The organism is Specibacter sp. RAF43, from assembly GCF_052114065.1.
Classification (GTDB): domain Bacteria; phylum Actinomycetota; class Actinomycetes; order Actinomycetales; family Micrococcaceae; genus Specibacter.
In genome coordinates, this window is the sequence record NZ_JBFREA010000013.1 from 13473 (window position 1) to 36015 (window position 22543).

Genomic DNA, 22543 nt, shown 5'->3' on the forward strand with positions numbered 1-22543 from the left:
GCCCTAGGCGTTGGCCGCCGCCCGCATGCCCGCCATGACCGAGGATCCGGCAAGCTGGGGTGTCCGGCCGGCCGCCACGTCGGCCAGTGCCGAGGCCATCCGTTCACCAATGCGCGCCGTGCTCCCGCCCATGGCCGGGCCGCTGAGCCCGTCCATGGCGCCCAGGACCTGCACGACGGCGGATTCAATCGAGCGTGCGGCCTCGGCTTCGCCCAGGTGGGCCAGGCACATGGCCAGCGACAGGATGGCGCCGGCCGGGTTGGCGTAGCCCTTGCCGGCGATGTCCGGCGCCGACCCGTGGATGGCCTCGAACATGCTCGGGGCGCTGCCGTCGAGGTTGAGGTTGGCGCTGGCGGCGACTCCGAGGCCGCCCTGAATCACCGCACCCAGGTCCGTGATGATGTCGCCGAAGAGGTTGTCGGTGACGACGACGTCGAAGCGCTCGGGGGCGAGCGGCAGGTGGAAGCACATGGCGTCCACGTGGACGTAGTCCGTCTCGACATCCGGGTAGCGGCCGGCCAGCTCGTTAACCGTCTCCTGCCACAACTTGCCGGCCTCGAGCAGGATGTTGGTCTTGTGGCACAGCGTGAGCTTCTTGCGCCGGGAGGATGCCAGCCGGAACGCGTAGTCCACCACCCGTTCAATGCCGGCGCGGGTGTTCACCGACTCCTGGATCGCCACGGCGTTGGCGGTGCCGGCATGCACCGTCGAACCGCGGCCGACATACGCGCCCTCGGTATTCTCCCGCACGATCACCAGGTCGCAGCGCTCCGGGGTCAGCCCGGCGATGGGCGTCTTCACGCCCGGGTACAGGCGCACCGGTCGCAGGTTCACCGCCTGCTCGAACGCCTGGCGCATGGCCAGGATGAAGCCGCGCTCCAGGATGCCCGGCGCCACCGAGGGGTCTCCCATGGAGCCGAACAAGATCGCGTCGTTGGCCCGCAGGCGCAGCGCGATGTCGGGGCTGAAGAGCTCGCCGGTGGCCAGGTAGTGCCGTGCCCCCGCGTCCAGGTGTTCGCGCGTCGTCGTGAATCCGAAGAGTTCCTCGGCGGCGTCGAGCACCGCCAGGGCGCAGTCGGTGACCTCCGGGCCGATCCCGTCGCCCGGCACGACCGCCAGCCGATAGCTTCGCCCGTCCGTCGTCAAACTCGTCCCGATCGTCATATCCATTGCCTCCACCCGTCGTTCGCTAGTAGTCTGCTTATATTACTGGTAAGACCACTCGACGGCTAGGGTGTGTCTGAGCCCCCGTCCCACACGGCACCACCGCGGCGCCCGGAAAGGAACTGCCATGAGTATCTCCGCCCTGTCCACTGCGCAGCCCAGCCAGGACCTGCCCATTGGCGACGCCGGACTCCCCGCCGTCGCCCGGGCCGACGTCTTCTTCCCCTTTGACGGCTCGGTGATCGGCACGGCACCGGTAGGGGATGCCGCCAGCGCCGCGCGGGCCATGGCCGAGGCCGCCGCCGTCCGCCCGGCGATGGCCGCCGCCACCACGGGCACCCGGCGGGCACTGCTGGCCGACATCCACGACGCCCTGGCCGCGTGCTCCGAGGAACTGCAGCGGGTGCTGGTGCTTGAAACGGGCAAGCCCGCGGTGGACTGTGCCGTGGAGATGGCGCGCACGCTGACCACCTGGACGGCCGCGGCCGAGGAGGTCAGCCGGATGACCGGGGAGACGGTGCCGCTGGACCTGCAGCCGCTCGGCGCCGGCATGCTGGGCTACTACACGCGCCGCCCGGCCGGCGTCGTGGTCGGCATCGCCGGCTTCAACTACCCGGTGCTCCTGGCCAGCCACAAGATTGCCCCGGCGCTGGCGGCCGGCTGCCCCATCATCATCAAGCCGTCCCCGGACACCCCGCTGGCCACCTTGCGGCTCGTCGAGCTGATTCGAGACGTCCTGGCCGCCCACGGCCTGCCCCGCGCGGCGGTGCAACTGGTCAACGGCGGCATCGACGTCGGCGAGGCGCTCGTGCGGGACCCCCGTGCCGCCGTCATCTCCTTCACCGGCTCCGCCGCCGTCGGCCACCGGATCGCCCGCGACGCGGCACCCCGGAAGGCCGTGCTGGAGCTGGGCTCCAACACGGGGTTGATCGTCGATGACGACGCCGACGTCGACGCCGCGGTGGACGCCGTCATCCGCGGCGGCTTCTACGCCAACGGGCAGGCGTGCATCTCCGTCCAGCGCGTGGTCCTGCTGCCGGGCATCGCCGCCAAATTCACGCGGAAGCTGGCCGCCCGGCTGCCCGAGGTCGTCGTGGGCGACCCCCGGAACCTTGCCACCCGCGTCGCCCCCGTCATCAACGCCGCCTCGGCCGCCCGGATCACCGCCTGGGTGGCGGACGCCGTCGCCCAGGGTGCCCGCATTGTCGCGACAAATGCACCCGCCGGCCACGCACCGGGTACGCCGGCCGGAGCCACGGCATCGCTCGTTTACCCGATGGTGCTCGCCGACGTCCCGCGCACCTCCCCGCTGTGGTGCCAGGAGATCTTTGGCCCGGTGGTCGCCCTGGAAACGGTGGACACCCTGGCCGCGGCGATCGAGCTGGTCAACGACTCCCGCTATGGTCTCCAGGCGTCCGTGTACACGCGCTCCCTGGCCTCGGCCTTCGCAGCCATCAACCAACTCGACGTCGGCGGCGTGGTGGTCAACGAGATCCCCGGCTTCCGCTCCGACATCATGCCCTACGGCGGCGTCAAGGATTCCGGCATTGGCCGGGAGGGCCCGCGGTGGGCCATCGAGGAATTCACCACCACCCGCATGGCCATGATCCGCCCCGCCTAAGCCACCCTCCCAGACTCCGCACCGACGCAAGGAAACCACGTGAATTCAGCCATCGACTACACCCAGCTTTTCCGCCTGGACGGGCGCCTTGCCATGGTCATCGGGGCCGGCAGCGGCATTGGCCGTGAATCGGCCCTCGCCCTGGCGGCCCAGGGCGCCGACGTCATTTGCGCCGACCGCAACCTGCAGGCCGCCCGGGAGACGGCCGCGTTGGCCGGCGGCACCGCCTCGGCTCTTGAGCTGGACGTCACCGACATCGACGCCGTGGGCGCCGTCGCGGCCGCCCACCCCGCCGTGGATTCGCTGGTCTTTACGGCCGCCACCAATGTCCGCAAGCGGATCGCCGACTACACCATGGAGGACTTTGACAAGGTGGTGAACCTGAACCTGCGGGCATCCTTCGGGCTGATCCGGGCGTTTGGGCCCCAGATGGCGGCCCGGGGCGGCGGCTCGATCACCGGCTTCTCCTCGATCCGGGCCACCGTGGTGGAACCGGGCCAGGGCGCCTACGCGGCCACGAAAGCCGGGCTGGTGCAGCTGATTCGCACGGCGGCCGCCGAATTCGGCCCGCAGGGGGTGCGCGTGAATGCCGTCGCCCCGGGCGTGGTGGAGACGCCGCTGACGGCCCAGATCAAGGCCAATCCACAGTGGTACGACGCCTACGCGAACAAGAGCGCGCTGGGCCGCTGGTCCCGGCCGGAGGAACTGGCCGGCGCCGTCGTCTTCCTGGCCTCAGATGCCGCCAGCTTCGTCACGGGCTCGGTGCTGACCGTCGACGGCGGCTGGACGGCCATCGACGGGCGGTTCACCCCGCCGGCCTGAGTGCCCGGCTCGGGGCGCCCGCCTCAGGAGTCAGGTGTCAGGGGACGCGCGACCAATCCGGTGACGCGTCCCCGCGCACCGTTTCAAACCAGGCGGCCGCCGCCAACACCCTGTCATCGGCACCCACCGGCCCGGCCAATTGCAGTCCGATGGTGCGCCCGTCCGCCATGAAGCCGCAGTTCACGGTCGCCGCCGGCTGGCCGGACATGTTGTAGGGCATGGTGAAGGAGATGTGCGCCATCGGCCGGTCCGGATCATCGATCGGCATGGGCTGTTCGGCGGGAAACGCCGCCATGGGCGCCACGGGGGACAGCACCAGGTCAAAGTCCCGGGTGGCGGCGATGGTGGCCTGCTGCACCTGAGCGAACCGGTGGTAGTGCACCATGGTGGCGACGCCGTCGTAGTTCCTGCCGCCGGCGCACCAGCGGACAATGTAGGGCAGCACGTTCTCGCGCTGACCCTCCTCGAGCGCGCTGTAGTCCGCCCAGGACCGGGTTCGCCAGAAGGCGTCGATGCCGGCCAGCTGCTCCGGGGTCATGAAGGGTGGAAGCTCACGGACGCGGGCGCCGGCCGCGGCAAAGAGATCCGCCGCGCGCTGCACGGCGGCGGCGATCTGGGGGTCGACCTCGGCGCCCGATCCGGCGTTGAGCTGCAACCCGACCCGCAGCCCGGACGGGTTGGCGGGACCGGCGAACCAGTCCATCCTCGGGTAGGGGCGGGCGGAGTAGTCGCGGACGTCGGGCCGGGCGATCACGCTCATCAAGGCGGCGGCGTCGGCGGCCGTGCGGGCCAGCGGGCCGGCCGCCCGGCCCAGGTAGGGGGCGTGCAGCGGGACCAGCCCGGCGCTCGGCTTCAAGGTGGCCAGCCCGGCCCAGGTGCCCGGCAGCCGGATGGAGCCGCCGATGTCGGTGCCAACGTGCAGCGGCCCGTACCCGGCGGCGGCCGCGGCACCGGCACCGGCACTGGAACCGCCGGTGGTCAGCGCCGGGTCCAGGGCGTTGCGTGTGATCCCGTGCCGGGAGGACACCCCGGAGGACAGCATGCCCCAGTCGGGCATGGTGGTGGAGCCGAGCAGGACGAGCCCGGCCTCCAGCATCCGGTCGGTGACGGGCGCGTTCTCGGCCGCCACGGGCGGGTTCGCCAGGGCCGTGCCGGAGGGGACGGGCACCCCGGCGCGCGGGATGTTCTCCTTCACCGTGGCCGGGACGCCGTCGAAGGCCGAAAGCTGCGTGCCGGACGCCCAGCGCTTCGCGGAGGCCTCGGCGTCGCGGCGCACCTGGTCCGGGTCGTGGACGTAGAAGGCATTCAGGACCGGCTCACGTTCCGCGATGCGGGCCAGCACCGACTCGGCGACCTCGCGCGGATCCAGTCCGGCCGCGTAGGCGGCGGACAGTTCGGTGGCGGATAGGTCTTGCGCGGTCTGTCTCATGGACGGTCCCTTCGTGCGCCGGCGGCGGTCCTAATCACTTCGGAGAGCGAGAAGTTCCTTGGCCAGCACCTCGGCGCGCAGGTTCATGGAACTGGCCACGAGCTTTTGCGTATACGGATGTTGCGGGTTTTGATAAATGGTCTCGGTGTCGCCGGCCTCGACGATCTCGCCGTCGCGCATCACGACCACCCGGTCGCACAGGTGGCGCACCACGGCCAGGTCGTGGGAGACGAAGACGAGGGTCAGTTGATACTGGTCCACCAAATCCGCCAGCAGGTTCAAAACCTGCGCCCGGACCGACACGTCCAGCGCGGAGACCGGTTCGTCGGCCACCAGGACCCGGGGACGGCAAATGAGTGCCCGGGCGATCGAGATGCGTTGGCGCTGGCCGCCGGAGAACTGGTGCGGGTAGCGGTCCAGGGTTTCCGGGCCCAACCCCACGGCGTCCAGCATCGCCTCGGCCATGGCACGGCGCTGCGCTGCGGTCTCGGTGCGCCCGGGAACCAGGAGGGGTTCGGTGATGATCTCCAGCACCCGCATGCGCGGGTCAAGCGAGCCCATCGGGTCCTGGAAGACAATCTGCAACTCCTGGCGCAGCTGCACCAGGCTGCGTTCGGTGGCGCCGGCCACCTCATTGCCGGCGACGACGGCGGATCCGGTCGTCGGCCGGTCCAGCCCGGCCAGGATGCGCAGCAGCGTGGACTTCCCGGAGCCCGACTCACCGACCACCCCGAGGCGTTCGCCCGGACGCACCGCAAAGTTCACGTCCTTGAGCGCGTGCACCTCGGCGGCCTTGCCGAACAGTGAGGGACGGTCCCGCCGGTAGGTGCGGGTCAGCCCCGACACGGCGATGACCGGGGCCACGGGGTTTGCCTGAGCGTCCGTGCCGGCGGCGACCGCACCGCCGTCGTCCGCCACTTCGGGGGCGACGCCGGCATCATTGTCGCGGGCGCGGGCACTGGCGCGGGCCGCAACTTCCGCCGGTGTCAGGGGCACATAGGCCGCGGCCGAGGTGACGGTGAACAGGCGGCCGTCGCGGTCCGTCGCCTCCATGTCGCTGGCGGCGAGCAGCCCGCGCGTGTAGGCGTGCTGCGGGCGGGAGAAGATGTCCTCGGTGCTGCCCTCCTCGACCACGCTGCCGTTGTTCATGACCAGGACGCGGGTGCACATGTTGGCGACGACCGCAAGGTCGTGCGTGATGAAGAGCAGGCCGGTGCCGCGTTCGGTCACGGATTCAAGGACCAGGTCCAGCACCTGGCGCTGGACCGTGACGTCCAAGGCGGTGGTCGGCTCATCGCACAGCAGCAGCGAGGGGTCGTTGGCCAGCGCCATGGCCAGCATGACGCGTTGGCGCTGGCCGCCGGAGAGCTGGTGCGGATAGGCGCGGGCGGCCTCGGCCGGATCGGGCAGCTTCACCGACGCGAGCATGGCGATCGCCCTGGCGCGCGCTTCCCGGCGGGACGCGGCGGTCTTGTGCACGGTCATGATCTCGGCAACCTGTGCCCCGACCCGCATGAGCGGGTTGAGCGCGGTGAGCGGTTCCTGGAACACCATGGTCATGTCGCGGCCGCGGATCTTGCGCATGGCGGCGTCGGGGGCGCCGACGAAGTTGTGGCCGTGGCCGGCCAGATACACGGCGCCCGAGGCGGAAAGCCCGTCCGGCAGCAGCCCCATTAGGGCGGTGGTGGTCAGTGATTTCCCGGAGCCGGATTCACCGATCAGCCCGATGCGCTCCCCGCGGGCCATCTCAAAGGACACGTTGCGCACCAGCGTGAATGCGCCGTATTGCACGGAGAGGTCTTGGACCGTGAGCAGGCCGGTCGTCGGGGCGCTCATGGGCGGTCTCCGTTCAGTTTGGGGTCAAAGCGATCCCGCAGCCCGTCGCCAAGCATGTTGAAGCCCATGACGGCCACGGCGATCGCCATGCCGGGCCAGATGGCCAGCAGGGGGAACGTGCCCAGGTATTGTTGGGCCTCCTGGAGCATCCGGCCCCAGCTCGGGACCGGCGGCGGGGTGCCCAACCCCAGGAAGGACAGGGCGGCCTCGGCCAGCACGGCCAGGGCGAAGGTCACCGAGCATTGCACCACCACCATGCCGACAATATTGGGCAGCACGTGCCGCCGGGCGATGCGGAATGCCGGCTGGCTGGCCGCCCGGGCCGCCTGGACGTATTCGGTGCTCATCACCTGCAGGGTCCCGGACCGGGCCACCCGGGCGAACCCGGGAATGGAGCCAATGCCGATGGCGATCATCGCGGTCACCGTGCTGGCGCCGAAGACGGCCGAAAACATGATGGCCATCAACAGGGCCGGGAAGGCGAGCAGGATATCGGCGAACCGCATGGTCACTTCCTCCGTCGCCCCGCGCTTCATGCCCGCCAGGATGCCCAGCGGCGTGCCAACCAGCAGGGCGATGCCGACGGCGACGACGCCGACCAGGAGCGTGATGCGGGCACCGTAGAGGATGCCGGAGAACACGTCGCGGCCGTACCGGTCGGTGCCCATGAGGTGGGTGGGGCCGGGGCCCTGCAGCCGATCCAGCGGATAGGCCTGGGTGGGGTTGAACGGCGTCCAGAAATACGACACCAGGGCCGCGAGGACCACGGCGCCCACGAGTACGACGCCGACCACCATGGACCCGCGCCAGGGGCGCCTGCGCTTGGCCGGCCTGACTGTCAGGATCTTCGATGCCATGGACGTTCCCCTAAGCCGATTTCCGAATGCGCGGATCCAGGACGGTGTAGAACACGTCCACGAACAAGTTGATGACCAAGGTGATGCCGACGAGCACCATCACCACCGATTGGACGGTGAGCATGTCCCGGTTGCCGACGGCATCCAGGAGCATCGATCCAAGTCCGGGGATGACGAAGACACGCTCGATGACTACCGCGCCGATGATCAATGCCGCCAACTGGACGGACGTTACCGTCAGGACCGGGATCGCGGCGTTGCGCAGGCCATGCTTGAGCAGGGCGGCCAGTGGCGACAGCCCCTTGGCCCGGGCGGTGCGCAAATAGTCTTCGCTCATCACCTCCAGCACGGCCGAGCGGACGTACCGGGTGAGGATGGCCCCCTGCACGGACGCCAGCGCCAGCACCGGCAGTGCGACCCGGGACAGGAACCGGCCAAAGTCCGCCCCGGGCGGGGTCCAGCCGTTGGCCGGAAACCAGCCCAGCCCGATCGCGAAGACGACCACGAGCAGGATTCCGGCCAGAAAGCCCGGGATGGCTATGCCCAGCTGGCTGATGGCGCTGATGACGGCGCCGGAGGCCTTGCGGTGCCGGACCGCCGCCAGCGTGCCGAGCGGGATGGAGATGATCAGGGCCACGAGCATCGCCAGGAGGACCAGGATCAGCGAGACCTGCACCCGGTCGGCCACCAGCGGGCTGATGTCCCGGTGCGTCACGTAGGAGGTGCCGAAGTCCCCGAACGGCAGCCCGCGGACCCAGTCAAGGTACTGCACGAGGAGTGGCTGGTCCGTACCGAATTCGGCGCGGGTCTTGGCGATGAGCTCCGGCGTCGCATCTACGCCCAGGGCAATCTGGGCCGGATCGCCGGGGATCGCGCGCATGAACAGGAACACCAGGACGGTGGCGGCGACGAAGCTGGCCGCAAACCTGGCCAGATTGGTCAGAATGCGCATCACCATGCCGGGCCTCCCATCAGTTGATCCATTGTCTCAGTCCCTCTCAAGCACGCGCCCCGCGCGATCCGGCGGGCAACCACCAGGTCCCGGAGGATCCTATTTCCAGCCCATGACACTCAGGTCAAGGCCTTCGGATACGGCGTTGGCGGGGATGCCGGTGACACCGGATTTCGCCACCACGATGTTGGGGAACAGGAAGAGGGTGTCGGAACCGGCCTGCTCGACTATGGTACGCACCACCTTCTTCATCCCCGAGACGTAGCCGGCCTCGTCAGCCATGTCGGCGGCCGCCGCGTCCGCCTTGATCTTGGAGTTGTCGAAGCCGATGTAGTAGTTGGGGTCGTTGAACATGGTCAGCACGTCGCGTGGCTCCACCGCCAGGATGACGGACATTTGGTAGTCGTGCTTGGTAAAGACCTTATCCAGCCAGACGGCGGGGAATTCGGTGGAGGCGATCTTGGCGTTGATGCCCACGTCCTTGAGCTGGGACACCACAATTTCGGACACGGCGGTTGCATAGGGGCGGGTGGGCACGGAGAAGGTGATGTTCAGGTTCTCGGCGCCGGCCTCCTTGAGCAGGGCCCGGGCCTTGTCCGGGTTGAACGGATACACGCCGTTCAGATCCTCATAGTAGGAGTCGGTCGGCGGAACCGGGCCCCCGACGAGCGTGCCGAGGCCGTTCCAGGCCGTGTCCCTGACGGCCTTGCGGTCGATGGCGTACATGACGGCCTGGCGTACCCGCACGTCGTTGAACGGGGCCGCCTTGTTGTTCATCGAGAGGATGATCTCGCCGGTGGAGGTGCCTTCGAGGACCTGGTAGTCCTTGTTGCCCTGGAAGCTGGAGAGCAGTTCCGGTGCCTGCATGTTGTAAACGACGTCGACGTCCCCCGACTGCAGCGCGTTGGTCGTGGCCGTGGCGTCGGCAAAGTAGCGCAACGTCGCGGTCTTGACCTTGGGAGCCTGGCCCCAATAGTCGGTGCGGGCGCTCATCTCCATGGACTCGCCCGGTTTCCACGATGAGACCGTGTAGGGGCCGGTGCCGACGGGTGTGTTGGCCAGGTCGCCAACACCCTTCGGGTCAAACATGGCCCCAATGCGCGAGCCCATGTCAAAGAGCCAGGCGTTGCTTGGCTGCTTGAGCACCACCTTGACTTCGGTGTCGCTGACGACCACGACGTCCTTGACGACGTTCATCTTGGCTTTCAGGCTGGACTTCCAGGCGTCGGACTTCACGCGATCTATGCTGAATTTAACATCGTCGGCCGTGAAGGCATCACCGCTGGAGAAGGTGACGCCGGGATGGAGCTTGAAGGTATACGTGGTGCGGTCCGGGCTCAATTCCCAGGAGTCGGCGAGCAGGGGCTGGATCTTTCCGTCCTGGTCAACGCGCACCAGCCCCTGGTAGACGTTGGCCATGAGCGCCTGGGGAATCGCCGAGCCCGCCGTCGTCGTGAAATCGAGATTGACGGGCGGGCCGCTCAAGGCCACGGTGATGGACGTCTTGGCGGCACCGCCGCCTTCACCGCCCGTCGTCGAACCGGCGGAGCATGCGCCCAGGGTCAGCGAGGACGCCAGCAGCAGGGCCACTGACAGGCTAGTTTTCTTTGAGCGAAGCATGAGCACTCCATCGGTTGAGATCGATTGTTCGAAAAGTCCTGCGATGTGACTTATCCAACAACATTGAAGTACATATATCAACCTATAGCAATGGTCAGGCCAGTTATATTATGCTGGCCAGACTCCGATGAGGAGTGGCGGCGGGTTTCCCGGGGAGCCGCCGCGTCCTTGCCGCGGTCTTCATTCCCGCGCAAACACGGTGATTTTCGGTACGCTCCCCGACAGTTTCCGATTCATGACCCTGCGCCAAAGATGACGCTAAGGAGCGAATTATGACCGGCACCATCCCCGTGGCATCCACGGCGTTTTACGGAACCATCGGGCGCACCCACGAGGAATCCGTCCCGTGGTGGCCTGAACCGGTCGCGGCCTCCCCGGCGACGCCCAACATCATCTACATTGTCCTCGATGACGTGGGATTCTCCGATCTGGGGTGCTACGGCTCCGAGATCGACACCCCCCATATCGACGCCTTGGCGGGCGGGGGCCTGCGCTTCACGAACTTCCACACCACGACGCTTTGTTCGCCCACCCGGGCGTCGCTGTTGACCGGACGCAACCACCATTCGGTGGGCATGCGAATGCTCTCCAATCTGGATACCGGCTTCCCCAGCGGCCGCGGCTTTGTCACAAATGAGGCTGCCACCATCGCCGAAATCCTGCGCGATCGCGGCTTCAACACCATGTGCGTGGGAAAATGGCATCTTGCCCCCACGGAACACACGACGGCATCGGGCCCCTATGACCAATGGCCGCTGGCCCGGGGCTTCGAGCGCTACTACGGATTCCTGGAGGCCGAAACGGACTGCTTCCATCCGGAGCTGACGTACGACAATCATGCGATCGACCCGCCGGCCACACCCGAGGACGGATATCACCTGACCGGGGATCTGATCGACCGGGCCATCTCCTTTATCACCGACCAGACGTCGGTCACGCCCAACAAGCCCTTCTTCCTGCAGCTGGCGTTCGCCTCCGCTCACGCCCCGCACCAGGCGCCGGCGGAGTTCCTGGCGAAATATCGAGACACTTACGCGCGCGGCTGGGACGTGGTGCGCGCCGAGCGTCACGCCCGGCAGATCGAGTTGGGCATCATCCCGCCCGGCACGGCCCTGGCGCCCCGCAACCCGGGCGTGCTCCCGTGGGCGGATCTCAGCGGCGACGAGCGCCGGCTCTTTGCCCGCTTGCAGGAAGCCTATGCGGCCATGATCGACCATACCGACACGGAACTGGGCCGGCTGCTTGATTTCCTGCGGCGCATCGACCGCTTGGACAACACCGTGATCGCGTTCATCTCCGACAACGGCGCCAGCCAGGAGGGTGGGGCGCAGGGTTCGCTGAACACGACGGCATTCCAGAACGGCATCCCGGAGGACTTTGCCGCCAACCTCGCCCGGATCGATTCGATCGGCGGGCCCGACTCCCAGACAAACTATCCCTGGGGCTGGGCGCAGGTGAGCAACACGCCGTTCAAGCGGTACAAGCAAAACACGCACGAGGGCGGCGTGCGGGACCCGCTGATCATCCACTGGCCCGACGGCATCGCCGCACGCGGGGAGGTGCGCGAGCAGTTCCACCACGTCATCGACCTCACTCCCACCATGTTGGCCATCGTGGGCGTGCCGGCGCCGGAGGTGTACCGCGGTGTCCCCCAACTGCCGATGCACGGCACCGACATGTCGTACAGCTTTGCCCAACCCGATGCGCCGACCACCCGAACCACCCAGCACTTTGAGATGTTCGGCCACCGGGGCCTGTGGCACAACGGCTGGAAGGCCGTCGCGTTCCACCAGCGCGGCACACCCTACGAATCCGACCAGTGGGAGCTTTACCACCTGGATGCCGACTGGTCCGAATGCCGCAACCTGGCCGCCGAACGGCCGGAAAAGCTGGCCGAGATGGTGGAGCGATTCTGGGTGGAAGCCTCAAAATACGGGGTCCTGCCGCTGGATGACCGCGGCTTCGCCGTGCGGGCCAGGGTGCCGCGGCCCGGCTCCCCGCGCGCCCGGCGCCGTTTCACGTACCTGCCCGGCATGGCCCACCTGCCGATGGCCGCGACGCCGCCAACGATGAACCGCGCGCATTCCATCACGGCGCATCTCGCGCAGCCGCTGGGCCAATCCGAGGGCGTGCTGGTGGCGCTCGGCGGGGTCAGCAGCGGCTATGTGCTCTATGTCCGGGACGGGCATCTGCACTACGAGTACAACTATGTGGGGGAGCGCTACGTCATTCGCTCGRCCGGGCCGGTCCCGGCGGACGCCACCGTGCTGCGCTTTGTCTTTGACAAGACCGGCGACCGCGCCGGCGTGGGGCGTCTTTTTGTCGGCGCGCACCCTGTGGGCGCCACGGTGTTCCCGCGCGTGCTGCCGCACTTCCACGGCTGGCACGGACTGGATATTGGCCGCGATTCCCTTTCGCCTGTCTCCCCCCACTACGACGGCGAGTTTGCGTTCACCGGCACGCTCGAAAAGGTGGTGTTTGACTTGGCTGAGTCCGAGGACGTGCCTCTCTATGAAGCGGTTGACTGACAACGCGGCACCATCGGTTGTATATTTCTAATTAGTTGGCTGGTCGAACCAGTTGCGCCGTTGCTCGCAAGAGAAGGCATCCCCCTTGACGTCAGGCATCAGATGAACACCGTTACCTTCACGCCGGCGGTCGCAACGCTCACCTACGAGCGGATCGTGGAGCAGATTGAAACCGCCATTACCTCCGGCGCCATCGTCGCCGGGGACCACCTGCCCTCCGAGCGCGAGCTGATGGTGCAGTTCTCGGTCAGCCGCCCGACTGTGCGCGAAGCGCTGCGCGTGCTCCAGTCCATGGGGCTGATCGAGTCCAAGCCCGGCGGGCGCGGCGGTCCCAGGGTGCTCGAGCCCTCCCCGCAATCGCTGACCCGTTCCTTCACCACCATGGCACGGCTGGACTCGTTGTCCATGACCGAGCTGGTCCAGTTCCGGCTGGTGCTTGAATCCTCGGCCTGCCGGCTGGCCGCGACGCTGCACAATGCCGAACAACTGGCCGTCATGCGCTCGGCCATCGAACGCATGGAACAGGCCGTGGGCAAGGACGCCGAGGCGTTCGCCCGGGCCGACGTCGACTTCCACCTGGCCGTCTGGGAGGCGAGCGGCAACTCGCTGCTGACCATGTGCGGCCGGGCCGTCGCCGAGGCGATCGTCGGATTGATCACCCAGCAACTCGTGGACTCCGAGGCCACCGAACGGACGGAGGCCTCCTCGGCGGCCCTGGACCGCGAGATTTTCGAGGCCATCGCCGCCCGCCAGGCCGTGGAGGCGGGGCGGCGCGCCCGTCAGGCCATCTACGACCGCTACGTCCCCCTGCTGCCCGAGGCCGCCAACGCCGGACTGGATGCCCTGCTGGCATAGCTCCACCCCGCCTACACGGTGCGGTCGGAGGGGCCGCTCACCAGGGCCGTAGGGTCGCTTCGGCGTCCAAGGGACCCTGGCCCGCCAACCAGGCTATGAACTGACGCCGGTCACCGGACGAGGCCAGCCGCTCTGGCACCGTGGAGAGCAATTCCGGGTGGTCCCAGGCCACATATTCTTCCGGCCAGTCCCGGGGCGTGTAGCCGAGCCCGGGATCCACATGGTGCATCTCCACTTCTCGAAGCCGGTGCGCGGGGCAACCAAAGACCCCGTAGTGAGCTCCGCCACGGAAATTTCCATTGGGCCATCCCGCGGCGCAGTGGGCGAAGGCGTCTTCCAGTTGGGCAGCACTGGCCGCCAAATCAGCGAGGATCTCACCGGCCGGACGGCCGGCTCCGTCGTTAATCTCGCGGCGCCGCTGTTCCGGCCCGCTCGCGTATTGAGGCACATCTTCTCCTCGCAGCGCCCCGGACAGGCGGCAGAGATGGATCGCCCGGTCCGGATTGCTTTCCAAATTCACTGCCACATCTCCGTCTCTCCCATTCTGCGATCGCCCGATACCGGGCAAGGCCCCTGTACCCGCCAGCCGGCCCGGTAGGGTCAGTGTTCCATCAGGAACATACCCCTTGGCAGTCGCACGAAACGAGCCAAGAGCGTGGGTCGTCGCGGGCGTGCCGTTGTTCACACGTTGTCCCCAAAGTTATCCACAGTTTGGGGAGAGGGTCATGAAACTTCGCCACTTATCCACGGGTGTTGAAAACTTGTTCGAACTTTCCACAGGCCGTCTTCGAACATCAGTTGTCCCCAGTTGTTCTCAAAGTTATCCACAGAAGTGGATAACTTTTTCGACGAATCCCCTTAAATGACAGGAATTGCTGCCCGAAAGTAATCCACAGCTGTGGAATTACATGTGTGTAACTTATTAACAGTGTGCATATCGCTGTGGATAACTGAACGAACGACGAACGGCCCGCTACTAGAACTACAATCCTGTAAGTTATGCCCAGCTGTGGATAGAGCTGTGGACAACTAAGGATCCGTGCGACGATGGCCTCATGGAACTCTCCGCCCCGCTCGATGCCCACCTGGTTTCTCCACATATACCGCTACAGGAGGATATCGATGAATACCGCAGGCTTAGTGCCGAACAGGCCGCCGGGGTGGCCGTTGTCACCACGGTGTGGCGCGGCCGGGACTACGCCGCCACCGTCAGCGCCTACTTGTCAGTGTCCTACGACCCGCCGACCATGCTGGTGAGCCTGTATGAAGGATCACGGATCGCACAGGCCGTGGCGGGCTCGGGACTGTGGGCCCTGACGCTGCTGACGGCCGAACAAAAGCGGGACGCCAACTGGTTGGCGTCCCCCGGGACGCCGGTGGAAGGGCTGCTGAGCCAGATCCCCTTCAGGCGGGGTCCGGGAACCGGCTGCGCCATCCTGGAAGGCGGCCTGGCATATTTTGAAGTCTCCACCACGGCGGTCCACGAGGCCGCCACCCACCTACTGGTGGTCGGCGCAGTCACCGCCATGGGCAGCCAGACCACCTGGCAGCCTGGTTCCTCGCCGTTGGTGCACTATGCCGGCGACTACCGGCGCCTACAGGCCTGACTTACGCCACGGACACGGGCTCAACCAATGAGAAATGCCGGGAAGGTGGAGACCTTGTACAGGGTCAGGCCCACCAAAACGAGCACGATGGCGGCCATGGCGCCCCATTGAACGGCGTTGCGGTTCCTGGCGGGAGCATAGGCAACGGCAACGGCACACAGCGAACCGGCAATCAAGCCGCCCAGATGGGCCTGCCACGCGATGTTGGGGATAAAGAATCCCAGCGCCGCATTGATCAGCAGCAGCACCACGATCTGCCGCAGATCCCCGCCACGCTTCTTCTGCACCACAAAGAGTGCCCCGAAGAGGCCGAAGACCGCGCCGGAGGCGCCCACCACCACGGTATCCACCGGGGAGAGCAGCAGGACGCCCACCGATCCGGCGAAGGCGCTGACCAGATAGATGGACAGGAAGCGGGCCCGGCCAAACGCCGGCTCCAGGGCATTGCCCAGAATCCACAGCGCATACATATTGAAGGCGATGTGCGTGATGTTGGTGGAGTGCAGGAACGCGGAGGTGATCATGCGCCACGGTTCGGTCGCCGTGGTAAACGGGGCATAGGCAAAATTTTGGAATACGAAGCCGCCGGGAATGGCCCAATCCAGCGCAAACGCCACAGCGCAGATCGCCATCATGGTCAGGGTGACCACCGGGCGTCCCGTCCGAACGGCGCCGCCAAAGATGGTCTTCCGGCCGGGCATGGCCTTGGCGGTCTCCCGCACACAATCCACGCACTGGATTCCCACGGCGGCACTGCGCTGGCACTCCGGGCATGCCGGACGACCGCAGCGTTGGCAGCTCACATAGGAGACCCGCTCAGGGTGGCGCGGGCAGACGGGAGCCCCAGTCGGGGCGCCGGCGCTCTGTTGCGGAAAACTCATGGCGGGAATCCTTAGTGCGGAACGGAAAGAGCGGCCTGAACCGCCGGGGACAAAGCACCGGCCGCCGGTGATTGTCGAAATCACCGGCGGCCGGTCGTGCCGGAAATGGCCGGGACTAGATCTTTTCCACCGTGATGGAGTTGATGACGACGTCCTCGCGCGGCTTGTCGCCGGGACCGGTGGGCACGCCTTCAATGGCGTCAACGACTGCCTTGGAGTCGGCATCGACAACCTCGCCGAAGATGGTGTGCTTGCCCTGCAGCCATCCGGTGGGGATGGTGGTGATGAAGAACTGGGACCCGTTGGTGCCGCGACCGCCCTGGGTGCCAGCGTTGGCCATCGCGAACTTGTAGGGCTCGTTGAAGTTCAAATCCGGGTTGATCTCATCGTCGAACTGGTAGCCGGGGCCACCCGTGCCGCGGCCCAGGGGGTCGCCGGCCTGGATCATGAAATCCTTGATGATGCGGTGGAAGATGGTGCCGTTGTACAAGGGCGCATTGCTTTTCTCGCCGGTGGCCGGGTGCGTCCATTCGATGTCACCGGTGGCCAGGCCCACGAAGTTCGCCACGGTCTTGGGGGCGTGGTTGCCAAAGAGGTTTACCACGATGTCGCCCAGGCTGGTGCTGATAGTTGCTTTTGCGGTTGGGATAGCAGTCATGGCGACATTCTGCCATGTGAATCTGGCATTATTGCTGCCAGCACCGCACATTCCGCGCCGGGCGAACTGGGAAGGGATAGCACGGACGCAGTAGGCGACGTAGGCTGAAGACGGAGAATGCCGACATCTGGAGGAGAAACGTGAAGAAGGTAGACCGCATTACCCATGGTTTGGAAGAGTCCCTGAACACCGGAGTCGATAACGCCCGTGAGCGGGTGGAGGCCGCCTTGGGCTGGGCCGTCCCCCGCATTGAAAAGGGCATCGAGACGGCATCTCCCGTCGTCCAGGACGGCCTGCGCAAGGCTGCCCGGTACACCGCCGACGGCGTGGCCGCCGTGACGCCCAGGATCCAGGAGGGCCTGGTAAAACTGGCCCCAAGGATTTCCGACGCCGTCGATGAGGCCACGCCGCGCATGCACGAGGCCTTGGACAAGGCCGCCCCGCATATTGCCTCGGCCAAAGGCAAGGTGGTTGATGAGTTCTTGCCAAAGTTCTCCGCAAAACTTGGCGACGCTGCCGGCGCGGTGGCCGCGGCCCTGGAAAATGCCACGACCTCCGAGCAGGTGGATGTCGTGGTGGCCAAGCTCACCGGGAGCAAAAAGGCCATCAAGCAGGCGGAAAAGGCCGCGGCGTCCGCAGCGCGGACGGCCGCCGCCGAGCTCAAGCGCAGCCAGAAGAAGGGCGGCAAGGGCTGGGTGGTCTTCGGCGTGATCGCCGCCGCGGCGGCGGCCGGAGCGGCCGCGTGGAAGGCCTCCAAGCCTGTGGAGGACCCGTGGAAGACCCCGGCGCCCTTTACTCCCGCCCCTGACGTCCGCGAAAACGTCAAGGAGGCGGCACAGGACGCGGCCGAGGCAGCCCAGCATGGCCTGCATGCCGCTGGCGAGGCCGCAACCGACGCCGGGGCCAAGGTCACCGATGCCGCCGACACTGCCGCGAAGGCGGCCAAGGAGACCGTGACCGACGCTTCCGACGGTGCCGCCACGCCAAAGCCGAAGGCGCCCAACAGCGACAACAACAAGTAGCCGGCAGCCCTCCCCGGCAGGGGACCCGGGCGGGCCCCTCGCAAAGGCCCCGGCATCCAAGGATGCCGGGGCCTTTGTTGTCAGCTCCCGGCGTCCTCGGCCTGCCGTTTCAAACCGCTGCGGCCCTGGCGCAGGACCACCACGGCCAGCCCGGCAAGGATCAGGGTCAGTCCCAGGTACGTCCCGGAGGGAAGCTGCTCGCCGAGGAACACCGCGGCCAGCAACGCGGCGCCCGGAATCTCCAACAAGATCATCATGGAGACCACCAGCGGGGAAATGGTGGCCAGCAGGTGGTTGAAGATGGTGTGGCCGAGAATTTGGGCCACCACCGTGACACCGATGATGCCCAGCCAGGCGATGGCGGGAATATTGATAAGCGGCTGGCCGAACACGAGGCACATGGCCAGCAGAATGATCGAACAAATGCTGTAGCAAATGCTCGTGTAAAGGGTTGTGGTCATGCTCTTGCGGGCCCGGGCGCCGGCAAGGGTGTAGACGGCGGCCAGAGCACCGCCGGCCAGCGCCAGGACGTCCCCGATGAGCGCATCCCGGGAGACGCCGAAGTCAAAACCGGTGATGACCACCACGCCGCCGAGCGCAATGCCCAGGCCCAGGACGATGGAACGGTGTGGCCGCCGACCGCGCACCCACTGGAGCAGTGCGATCCATGCCGCCTGCAGGCACACCATGGCCGTGGCTGCGGCAACGCTGGTTAATTTGACGGCGGTAATGAAACAGGCGAAATGCAGTGCCAGCGCGGTGGCCGCAATCACCGACCACTTCAGCTCCGCCCGGGTCAGCCCCGCGATGCCCGCCCGACCCGTCACCAGGACCGGCAAACCCATGGCCACGGCACCGAACGCATTGCGCCACAGGGCGATGGTCAGGGCCGGCGCCGCCGTGGCCGCCATGATGGGACCGGAAGCGGAAACACCCAGGATGCCGACCACGGCCAGGAACAAGATCACCTGTCAACAGTAGGTCACCGGCGCGGCAGGGAAGAATCGGCGCCGCGCCGCAGAGCACAAAACACCCCGGTCCACAGGACCGGGGTGTTTGTCTGGGTGGAGGCACGGGGACTCGAACCCCGAACCCCCTGCTTGCAAAGCAGGTGCGCTACCAATTGCGCCATGCCCCCAGCGGAGGTGTTAAGTATATCTCGGCATTATTTGACGGTATCCGTCGCCTGGCTCCAGGTTGCCTTGTGTTCCTTGGCTACCTGCCATTTTTTGTTCAGGATGATCAATCCGCCGAKAGCCGCGGCCAAGACCAGCAATTTCCTTGCCATCACACCATCCTTAGGACAGAACCGGCAGGTTCCGTGGGCGTACCAGGACTTGAACCTGGGACCTCTTCGTTATCAGCGAAGCGCTCTAACCGCCTGAGCTATACGCCCTCACAACCCTCAGCTGGGCCGAAACAAAACTTTACCGTACACATTCCCAAAGTCCCAAATCGGCGGGTCCACTGCGGGATTGGCCCCGCCGATTCGCGGATTTAGGCGATTTTAGTCGTCCGTCAAGGTCACACCAATGCCGCCGACCAGCGTGGCGGAAATGTTGTACAGCACGGCGGAGAGCAGCGACAGCGTCGTAAGTAGGACAACGTTCACCACGGCGATGATGGTGGCAAACGACGCCACCTGGCCCAGGGAGGCGTACTTCTTCAGATCAAAGGCGCTGCCACCCTCGGTGCCCTGGATGTCCGTCATGAGCGAATTGACCTTGTCGAACAAGCCGATCACGTCCAGCACCGACCACAGGACGATGGCGGCCACCACGGTGATGATGCCCAGGGCCACGGACAGCAGGAACGCCATCTTCAGCACCGACCAGGGCTCCACCTTGCTCACCAGCAGGCGGGCCCGGCGGGCCTTGGCCTTGGGGGCGGGCTTCACCAGCGGCGGGCGCGCAGGGGCCGGTCGCTTCACCGCGGCGGTCTTGGTGGCTCCCATGGAGGAGCCGGGACGCTGGGCCGGACGCACCGGGGCACTGACCCTCGGGGCGGCACCGGGCCGCGGTTTCGGGTTATTCGTGCTCAATCGGTACCTCCATTTGATGCGTCATGGTCGTTTAACGGTACTTCATCAAGCTGATTGCCCGCTTCGAGGCCTTCCTCGCTGCCGGGGACCGGCTCGTCCACATCCGGTAGATCATCGTCCTGCTCCAGGCCGCGTTCACTATTGCGGGCCACCTCGATGATGCGGTCATTCTTGTCCGGCTTGGCGAAAATGACGCCCATGGTGTCGCGGCCCTTGGCCGGGACCTCGGAGACGTTCGAGCGGACCACCTTGCCGCCGCTCATGACCACCAACACCTCGTCGTCCTCGTGCACAATCAAGGCGCCGACCAGGTCGCCGCGGTCTTCCACCAGCTTGGCAACCTTGATTCCCAGCCCGCCGCGGCCTTGCAAACGGTACTCGGCGACGGCCGTGCGCTTGGCGTAGCCGCCCTCGGTGACGATAAAGACGTACGAGTCGTCCGTGACCACCGCCGCGGCCAGCAGCTCATCCAGGTCCCGGAACTTCATCCCGGTCACCCCGGAGGTGGCCCGCCCCATGGGACGCAGCGCCTCATTGGTGGCCGTGAAGCGGATCGACTGGCCCTTCCGGGACACCAGCAAGAGGTCGTCCGTGTCCGAGACCAGTTGGGCGGAGACAAGTTCGTCGCCGTCGCGCAGGTTGATGGCGATGACCCCGGCGGAGCGGTTGGTGTCGTAGTCCTCCAGCCGGGTCTTCTTCACCAACCCGTTCTTGGTGGCCAGCACCAGGTACGGCGACTGCTGGTAGTCCCGCAGCTCCATGACCTGGGCGATTTTTTCGTCCGGTTGGAAGGCCAGCAGGTTGGCCACGTGCTGGCCCTTGGCATCCCGGCCGGCCTCGGCGAGCTCATACGCCTTGGCCCGGTAGACCCGGCCCAGGTTGGTGAAGAACAGCAGCCAGTGGTGGGTGGTGGTGACGAAGAAGTGTTCCACGACGTCGTCTCCGCGCAGTTGGGCGCCCTTGATGCCCTTACCGCCGCGGTGCTGCGTGCGGTAGTTGTCGCTGCGGGTCCGCTTGACGTAGCCGCCGCGGGTGATGGTGACCACCATTTCCTCTTCGGGAATGAGGTCCTCCATGCTCATGTTGGGGTCGTAGCCCATCATGATCTCGGTGCGTCGATCGTCGCCGTAGCGGGCGGTGATCTCAGCGAGCTCGTCGCTGACGATCCCGCGCTGGACCTCCGGATCGGCCAGGATCCGGTTAAATTCGGTAATCATGGTCTCAAGGACGTCGCTGCGGTCCTGGATCTTCTGGTGCTCCAGGGCTGCCAGTTTGCGCAGCTGCATGTCCAGGATGGCCTTGGCCTGGATCTCGTCAATCTCCAGTAGGGCCATCAGGCCGTCGCGGGCCTCCTCCGAGGTGGAGGAGCGGCGGATCAAGGCAATGACCTCGTCCAGGGCGTCCAGGGCCTTCAGCAGGGCGCGCTGGATGTGCGCCTCTTCCTCGGCCTTCCGCAAGCGGAACCTGGTGCGGCGGATGATGACATCCATCTGGTGCGTCACCCAGTGGCGGATGAACGCATCCAGCGGCAGGGTGCGCGGCACGCCGTCGACGATGGCCAGCATGTTGGCGCTGAAGTTCTCCTGCAATTGCGTGTGCTTGTACAGGTTGTTCAGCACCACCTTGGCCACGGCGTCGCGCTTGAGCACGATGACCAGGCGCTGGCCCGTGCGCCCGCTCGTCTCATCGCGGAGATCGGCAATGCCGGCGATCTTGCCGTCCTTGACGAGTTCGGCGATCTTGATGGCGAGGTTGTCCGGGTTGGCCTGGTAGGGGAGTTCGGTGACCACCAGGCAGGTGCGGCCCTGGATTTCCTCCACGTTGACCACGGCGCGCATGGTGATGGATCCACGGCCCGTGCGGTAGGCATCCTCGATGCCCTTGCGGCCCAGAATCTGCGCGCCGGTGGGGAAGTCGGGTCCCTTGATGCGCTCGATCAGCGCATCCAGAAGTTCCTCGCGGCTGACCGTGGGGTTGGCCAGGTACCACTGGAGGCCGTCGGCAACCTCGCGGAGGTTGTGCGGGGGGATATTGGTCGCCATGCCCACGGCGATGCCGGAGGAACCGTTGACCAGCAGGTTGGGAAACCTGGCCGGCAGAATGGTCGGTTCCTGGTTCTTGCCGTCGTAGTTGTCCTGGAAATCAACGGTTTCCTCGTCAATGTCCCGCACCATCTCCATGGCCAGCGGGGCCATTTTGGTTTCGGTGTATCGCGGGGCGGCGGCGCCGTCGTTGCCGGGGGACCCGAAGTTGCCCTGTCCCAGAGCCAGCGGGTAGCGCATGGTCCAGTCCTGGATCAGGCGCACCAGGGCGTCGTAGATGGCCGAGTCACCGTGCGGGTGGTACTGGCCCATGACCTCCCCGACCACGCGGGCACACTTGTTGAAGGAGCGTTCCGGGCGGTAGCCGCCGTCAAACATGGCATAGAGCACGCGGCGGTGGACGGGCTTGAGTCCATCACGGACGTCGGGCAGGGCGCGACCCACAATGACGGCCATGGCATAGTCCAGGTAGGACCGTTTCATTTCCTCTTGCAGATCAATCTGCTCGATGCGGTCGTGCATCAGGGTGCCTTCAAGAACATCTTCGCCGGTCTCGCCGCTGCCCGGATTTTCGGGGGTTTCGTCACTCATTGTCTTTTATATTCCAT

The 22543-nt window shown here is 66.5% G+C and carries 19 protein-coding genes, 2 tRNA genes and 1 pseudogene; 7 read left to right on the plus strand and 15 right to left on the minus strand.

The features are described from left to right. Nucleotides 1-3: 3 nt before the first annotated feature. A complete protein-coding gene (locus AB4Y80_RS08930) occupies nucleotides 4-1164 on the minus strand; it encodes a 3-isopropylmalate dehydrogenase (RefSeq protein ID WP_442213760.1) in 1161 nt (386 codons plus the stop codon). Here AB4Y80_RS08930 and AB4Y80_RS08935 point away from each other — a divergent pair. From AB4Y80_RS08935 to AB4Y80_RS08945, 3 genes and pseudogenes are all read left to right on the plus strand, one after another. Next, nucleotides 1146-1193, plus strand: a pseudogene (locus AB4Y80_RS08935) (hypothetical protein); the annotation flags it as partial. The gene AB4Y80_RS08930 and the pseudogene AB4Y80_RS08935 sit on opposite strands and share 19 nt — an antisense overlap. A 98-nt stretch (nucleotides 1194-1291) precedes the next feature. Beyond that, a complete protein-coding gene (locus AB4Y80_RS08940) occupies nucleotides 1292-2785 on the plus strand; it encodes an aldehyde dehydrogenase family protein (protein WP_442213705.1) in 1494 nt (497 codons plus the stop codon). Between the two features lie 39 nt (nucleotides 2786-2824). Continuing rightward, nucleotides 2825-3607, plus strand: a complete 783-nt coding sequence (locus AB4Y80_RS08945; protein WP_442213706.1) for an SDR family NAD(P)-dependent oxidoreductase — start codon at nucleotides 2825-2827, stop codon at nucleotides 3605-3607. A 37-nt stretch (nucleotides 3608-3644) separates the two neighbouring features. Here the strand turns inward: AB4Y80_RS08945 and AB4Y80_RS08950 are convergent, their stop codons facing one another. From AB4Y80_RS08950 to AB4Y80_RS08970, 5 genes are all read right to left on the minus strand, one after another. Further along, nucleotides 3645-5036: an amidase gene (locus AB4Y80_RS08950; RefSeq protein WP_442213707.1), complete on the minus strand. Its 1392-nt coding sequence runs from the start codon at nucleotides 5034-5036 to the stop codon at nucleotides 3645-3647. A 30-nt stretch (nucleotides 5037-5066) separates the two neighbouring features. Beyond that, a complete protein-coding gene (locus AB4Y80_RS08955; protein WP_442213709.1) occupies nucleotides 5067-6872 on the minus strand; it encodes a dipeptide ABC transporter ATP-binding protein in 1806 nt (601 codons plus the stop codon). Further along, nucleotides 6869-7729, minus strand: a complete 861-nt coding sequence (locus tag AB4Y80_RS08960; protein WP_442213710.1) for an ABC transporter permease — start codon at nucleotides 7727-7729, stop codon at nucleotides 6869-6871. Before AB4Y80_RS08960 ends, AB4Y80_RS08955 begins: the two co-directional genes overlap by 4 nt. A 10-nt stretch (nucleotides 7730-7739) precedes the next feature. After that, nucleotides 7740-8687 (minus strand): ABC transporter permease, encoded by a 948-nt coding sequence (locus AB4Y80_RS08965; RefSeq protein WP_442213711.1) that lies wholly within the window; start codon nucleotides 8685-8687, stop codon nucleotides 7740-7742. Nucleotides 8688-8780: 93 nt separating this feature from the next. After that, nucleotides 8781-10301, minus strand: a complete 1521-nt coding sequence (locus AB4Y80_RS08970; protein WP_442213712.1) for an ABC transporter substrate-binding protein — start codon at nucleotides 10299-10301, stop codon at nucleotides 8781-8783. A gap of 272 nt (nucleotides 10302-10573) precedes the next feature. Between AB4Y80_RS08970 and AB4Y80_RS08975 the strand changes: the two genes are divergently transcribed. Both AB4Y80_RS08975 and AB4Y80_RS08980 read left to right on the plus strand, forming a co-directional pair. Further along, on the plus strand, nucleotides 10574-12829 hold the full coding sequence (locus AB4Y80_RS08975) for a sulfatase-like hydrolase/transferase (RefSeq protein ID WP_442213713.1): 2256 nt from the start codon (nucleotides 10574-10576) through the stop codon (nucleotides 12827-12829). 102 nt (nucleotides 12830-12931) lie between these two features. Next, nucleotides 12932-13684 carry a FadR/GntR family transcriptional regulator gene (locus AB4Y80_RS08980; protein WP_442213714.1) on the plus strand — a complete coding sequence of 251 codons (753 nt, stop codon included), beginning with the start codon at nucleotides 12932-12934 and terminating at the stop codon, nucleotides 13682-13684. 37 nt (nucleotides 13685-13721) lie between these two features. Here AB4Y80_RS08980 and AB4Y80_RS08985 read toward each other — a convergent pair whose 3' ends face one another. Beyond that, nucleotides 13722-14204, minus strand: coding sequence for a maleylpyruvate isomerase N-terminal domain-containing protein (locus AB4Y80_RS08985; RefSeq protein ID WP_442213715.1), 483 nt, complete (start codon nucleotides 14202-14204; stop codon nucleotides 13722-13724). Nucleotides 14205-14739: 535 nt separating this feature from the next. Between AB4Y80_RS08985 and AB4Y80_RS08990 the strand changes: the two genes are divergently transcribed. Next, on the plus strand, nucleotides 14740-15291 hold the full coding sequence (locus AB4Y80_RS08990; protein WP_442213716.1) for a flavin reductase family protein: 552 nt from the start codon (nucleotides 14740-14742) through the stop codon (nucleotides 15289-15291). A gap of 20 nt (nucleotides 15292-15311) precedes the next feature. On the opposite strand, the gene AB4Y80_RS08995 is transcribed toward AB4Y80_RS08990, so the two are convergent. Together AB4Y80_RS08995 and AB4Y80_RS09000 are read right to left on the minus strand one after the other, a co-directional pair. Continuing rightward, complete coding sequence (locus AB4Y80_RS08995) at nucleotides 15312-16013, minus strand: rhomboid family intramembrane serine protease (protein ID WP_442213718.1); 702 nt, start codon at nucleotides 16011-16013, stop codon at nucleotides 15312-15314. Between the two features lie 274 nt (nucleotides 16014-16287). Further along, nucleotides 16288-16830, minus strand: a complete 543-nt coding sequence (locus AB4Y80_RS09000; protein ID WP_442213719.1) for a peptidylprolyl isomerase — start codon at nucleotides 16828-16830, stop codon at nucleotides 16288-16290. Between the two features lie 140 nt (nucleotides 16831-16970). Between AB4Y80_RS09000 and AB4Y80_RS09005 the strand changes: the two genes are divergently transcribed. Further along, a complete protein-coding gene (locus tag AB4Y80_RS09005; protein ID WP_442213720.1) occupies nucleotides 16971-17852 on the plus strand; it encodes a hypothetical protein in 882 nt (293 codons plus the stop codon). A gap of 80 nt (nucleotides 17853-17932) precedes the next feature. Here the strand turns inward: AB4Y80_RS09005 and AB4Y80_RS09010 are convergent, their stop codons facing one another. The 6 genes from AB4Y80_RS09010 to gyrA form a co-directional block, all read right to left on the minus strand. Beyond that, nucleotides 17933-18820: a DMT family transporter gene (locus AB4Y80_RS09010; RefSeq protein WP_442213722.1), complete on the minus strand. Its 888-nt coding sequence runs from the start codon at nucleotides 18818-18820 to the stop codon at nucleotides 17933-17935. Nucleotides 18821-18917: 97 nt separating this feature from the next. Then, a tRNA-Ala gene (locus AB4Y80_RS09015) sits at nucleotides 18918-18990 on the minus strand. Between the two features lie 27 nt (nucleotides 18991-19017). Next, nucleotides 19018-19140, minus strand: coding sequence for a DLW-39 family protein (locus AB4Y80_RS09020; protein WP_442213723.1), 123 nt, complete (start codon nucleotides 19138-19140; stop codon nucleotides 19018-19020). A 34-nt stretch (nucleotides 19141-19174) separates the two neighbouring features. Next, nucleotides 19175-19248: transfer RNA gene (locus AB4Y80_RS09025), tRNA-Ile, on the minus strand. Nucleotides 19249-19359: 111 nt separating this feature from the next. Further along, nucleotides 19360-19893, minus strand: a complete 534-nt coding sequence (locus tag AB4Y80_RS09030; protein ID WP_442213724.1) for a DUF3566 domain-containing protein — start codon at nucleotides 19891-19893, stop codon at nucleotides 19360-19362. Further along, nucleotides 19890-22526 (minus strand): DNA gyrase subunit A, encoded by a 2637-nt coding sequence (gene gyrA, locus AB4Y80_RS09035; protein WP_442213725.1) that lies wholly within the window; start codon nucleotides 22524-22526, stop codon nucleotides 19890-19892. The genes AB4Y80_RS09030 and gyrA overlap by 4 nt, the downstream gene beginning before the upstream one ends. Nucleotides 22527-22543: the final 17 nt, after the last annotated feature.

Coding starts and splice junctions, on each gene's coding strand:
- AB4Y80_RS08970 (WP_442213712.1), bottom strand. CDS start 10,301: ATGCTTCGCTCAAAGAAAACTAGCCTGTCAGTGGCCCTGCTGCTGGCG.
- gyrA (WP_442213725.1), bottom strand. CDS start 22,526: ATGAGTGACGAAACCCCCGAAAATCCGGGCAGCGGCGAGACCGGCGAA.
- AB4Y80_RS09000 (WP_442213719.1), bottom strand. CDS start 16,830: ATGACTGCTATCCCAACCGCAAAAGCAACTATCAGCACCAGCCTGGGC.
- AB4Y80_RS08990 (WP_442213716.1), top strand. CDS start 14,740: ATGGAACTCTCCGCCCCGCTCGATGCCCACCTGGTTTCTCCACATATA.
- AB4Y80_RS08980 (WP_442213714.1), top strand. CDS start 12,932: ATGAACACCGTTACCTTCACGCCGGCGGTCGCAACGCTCACCTACGAG.
- AB4Y80_RS08940 (WP_442213705.1), top strand. CDS start 1,292: ATGAGTATCTCCGCCCTGTCCACTGCGCAGCCCAGCCAGGACCTGCCC.
- AB4Y80_RS08930 (WP_442213760.1), bottom strand. CDS start 1,164: ATGACGATCGGGACGAGTTTGACGACGGACGGGCGAAGCTATCGGCTG.
- AB4Y80_RS08965 (WP_442213711.1), bottom strand. CDS start 8,687: ATGGTGATGCGCATTCTGACCAATCTGGCCAGGTTTGCGGCCAGCTTC.
- AB4Y80_RS08950 (WP_442213707.1), bottom strand. CDS start 5,036: ATGAGACAGACCGCGCAAGACCTATCCGCCACCGAACTGTCCGCCGCC.
- AB4Y80_RS08955 (WP_442213709.1), bottom strand. CDS start 6,872: ATGAGCGCCCCGACGACCGGCCTGCTCACGGTCCAAGACCTCTCCGTG.
- AB4Y80_RS08960 (WP_442213710.1), bottom strand. CDS start 7,729: ATGGCATCGAAGATCCTGACAGTCAGGCCGGCCAAGCGCAGGCGCCCC.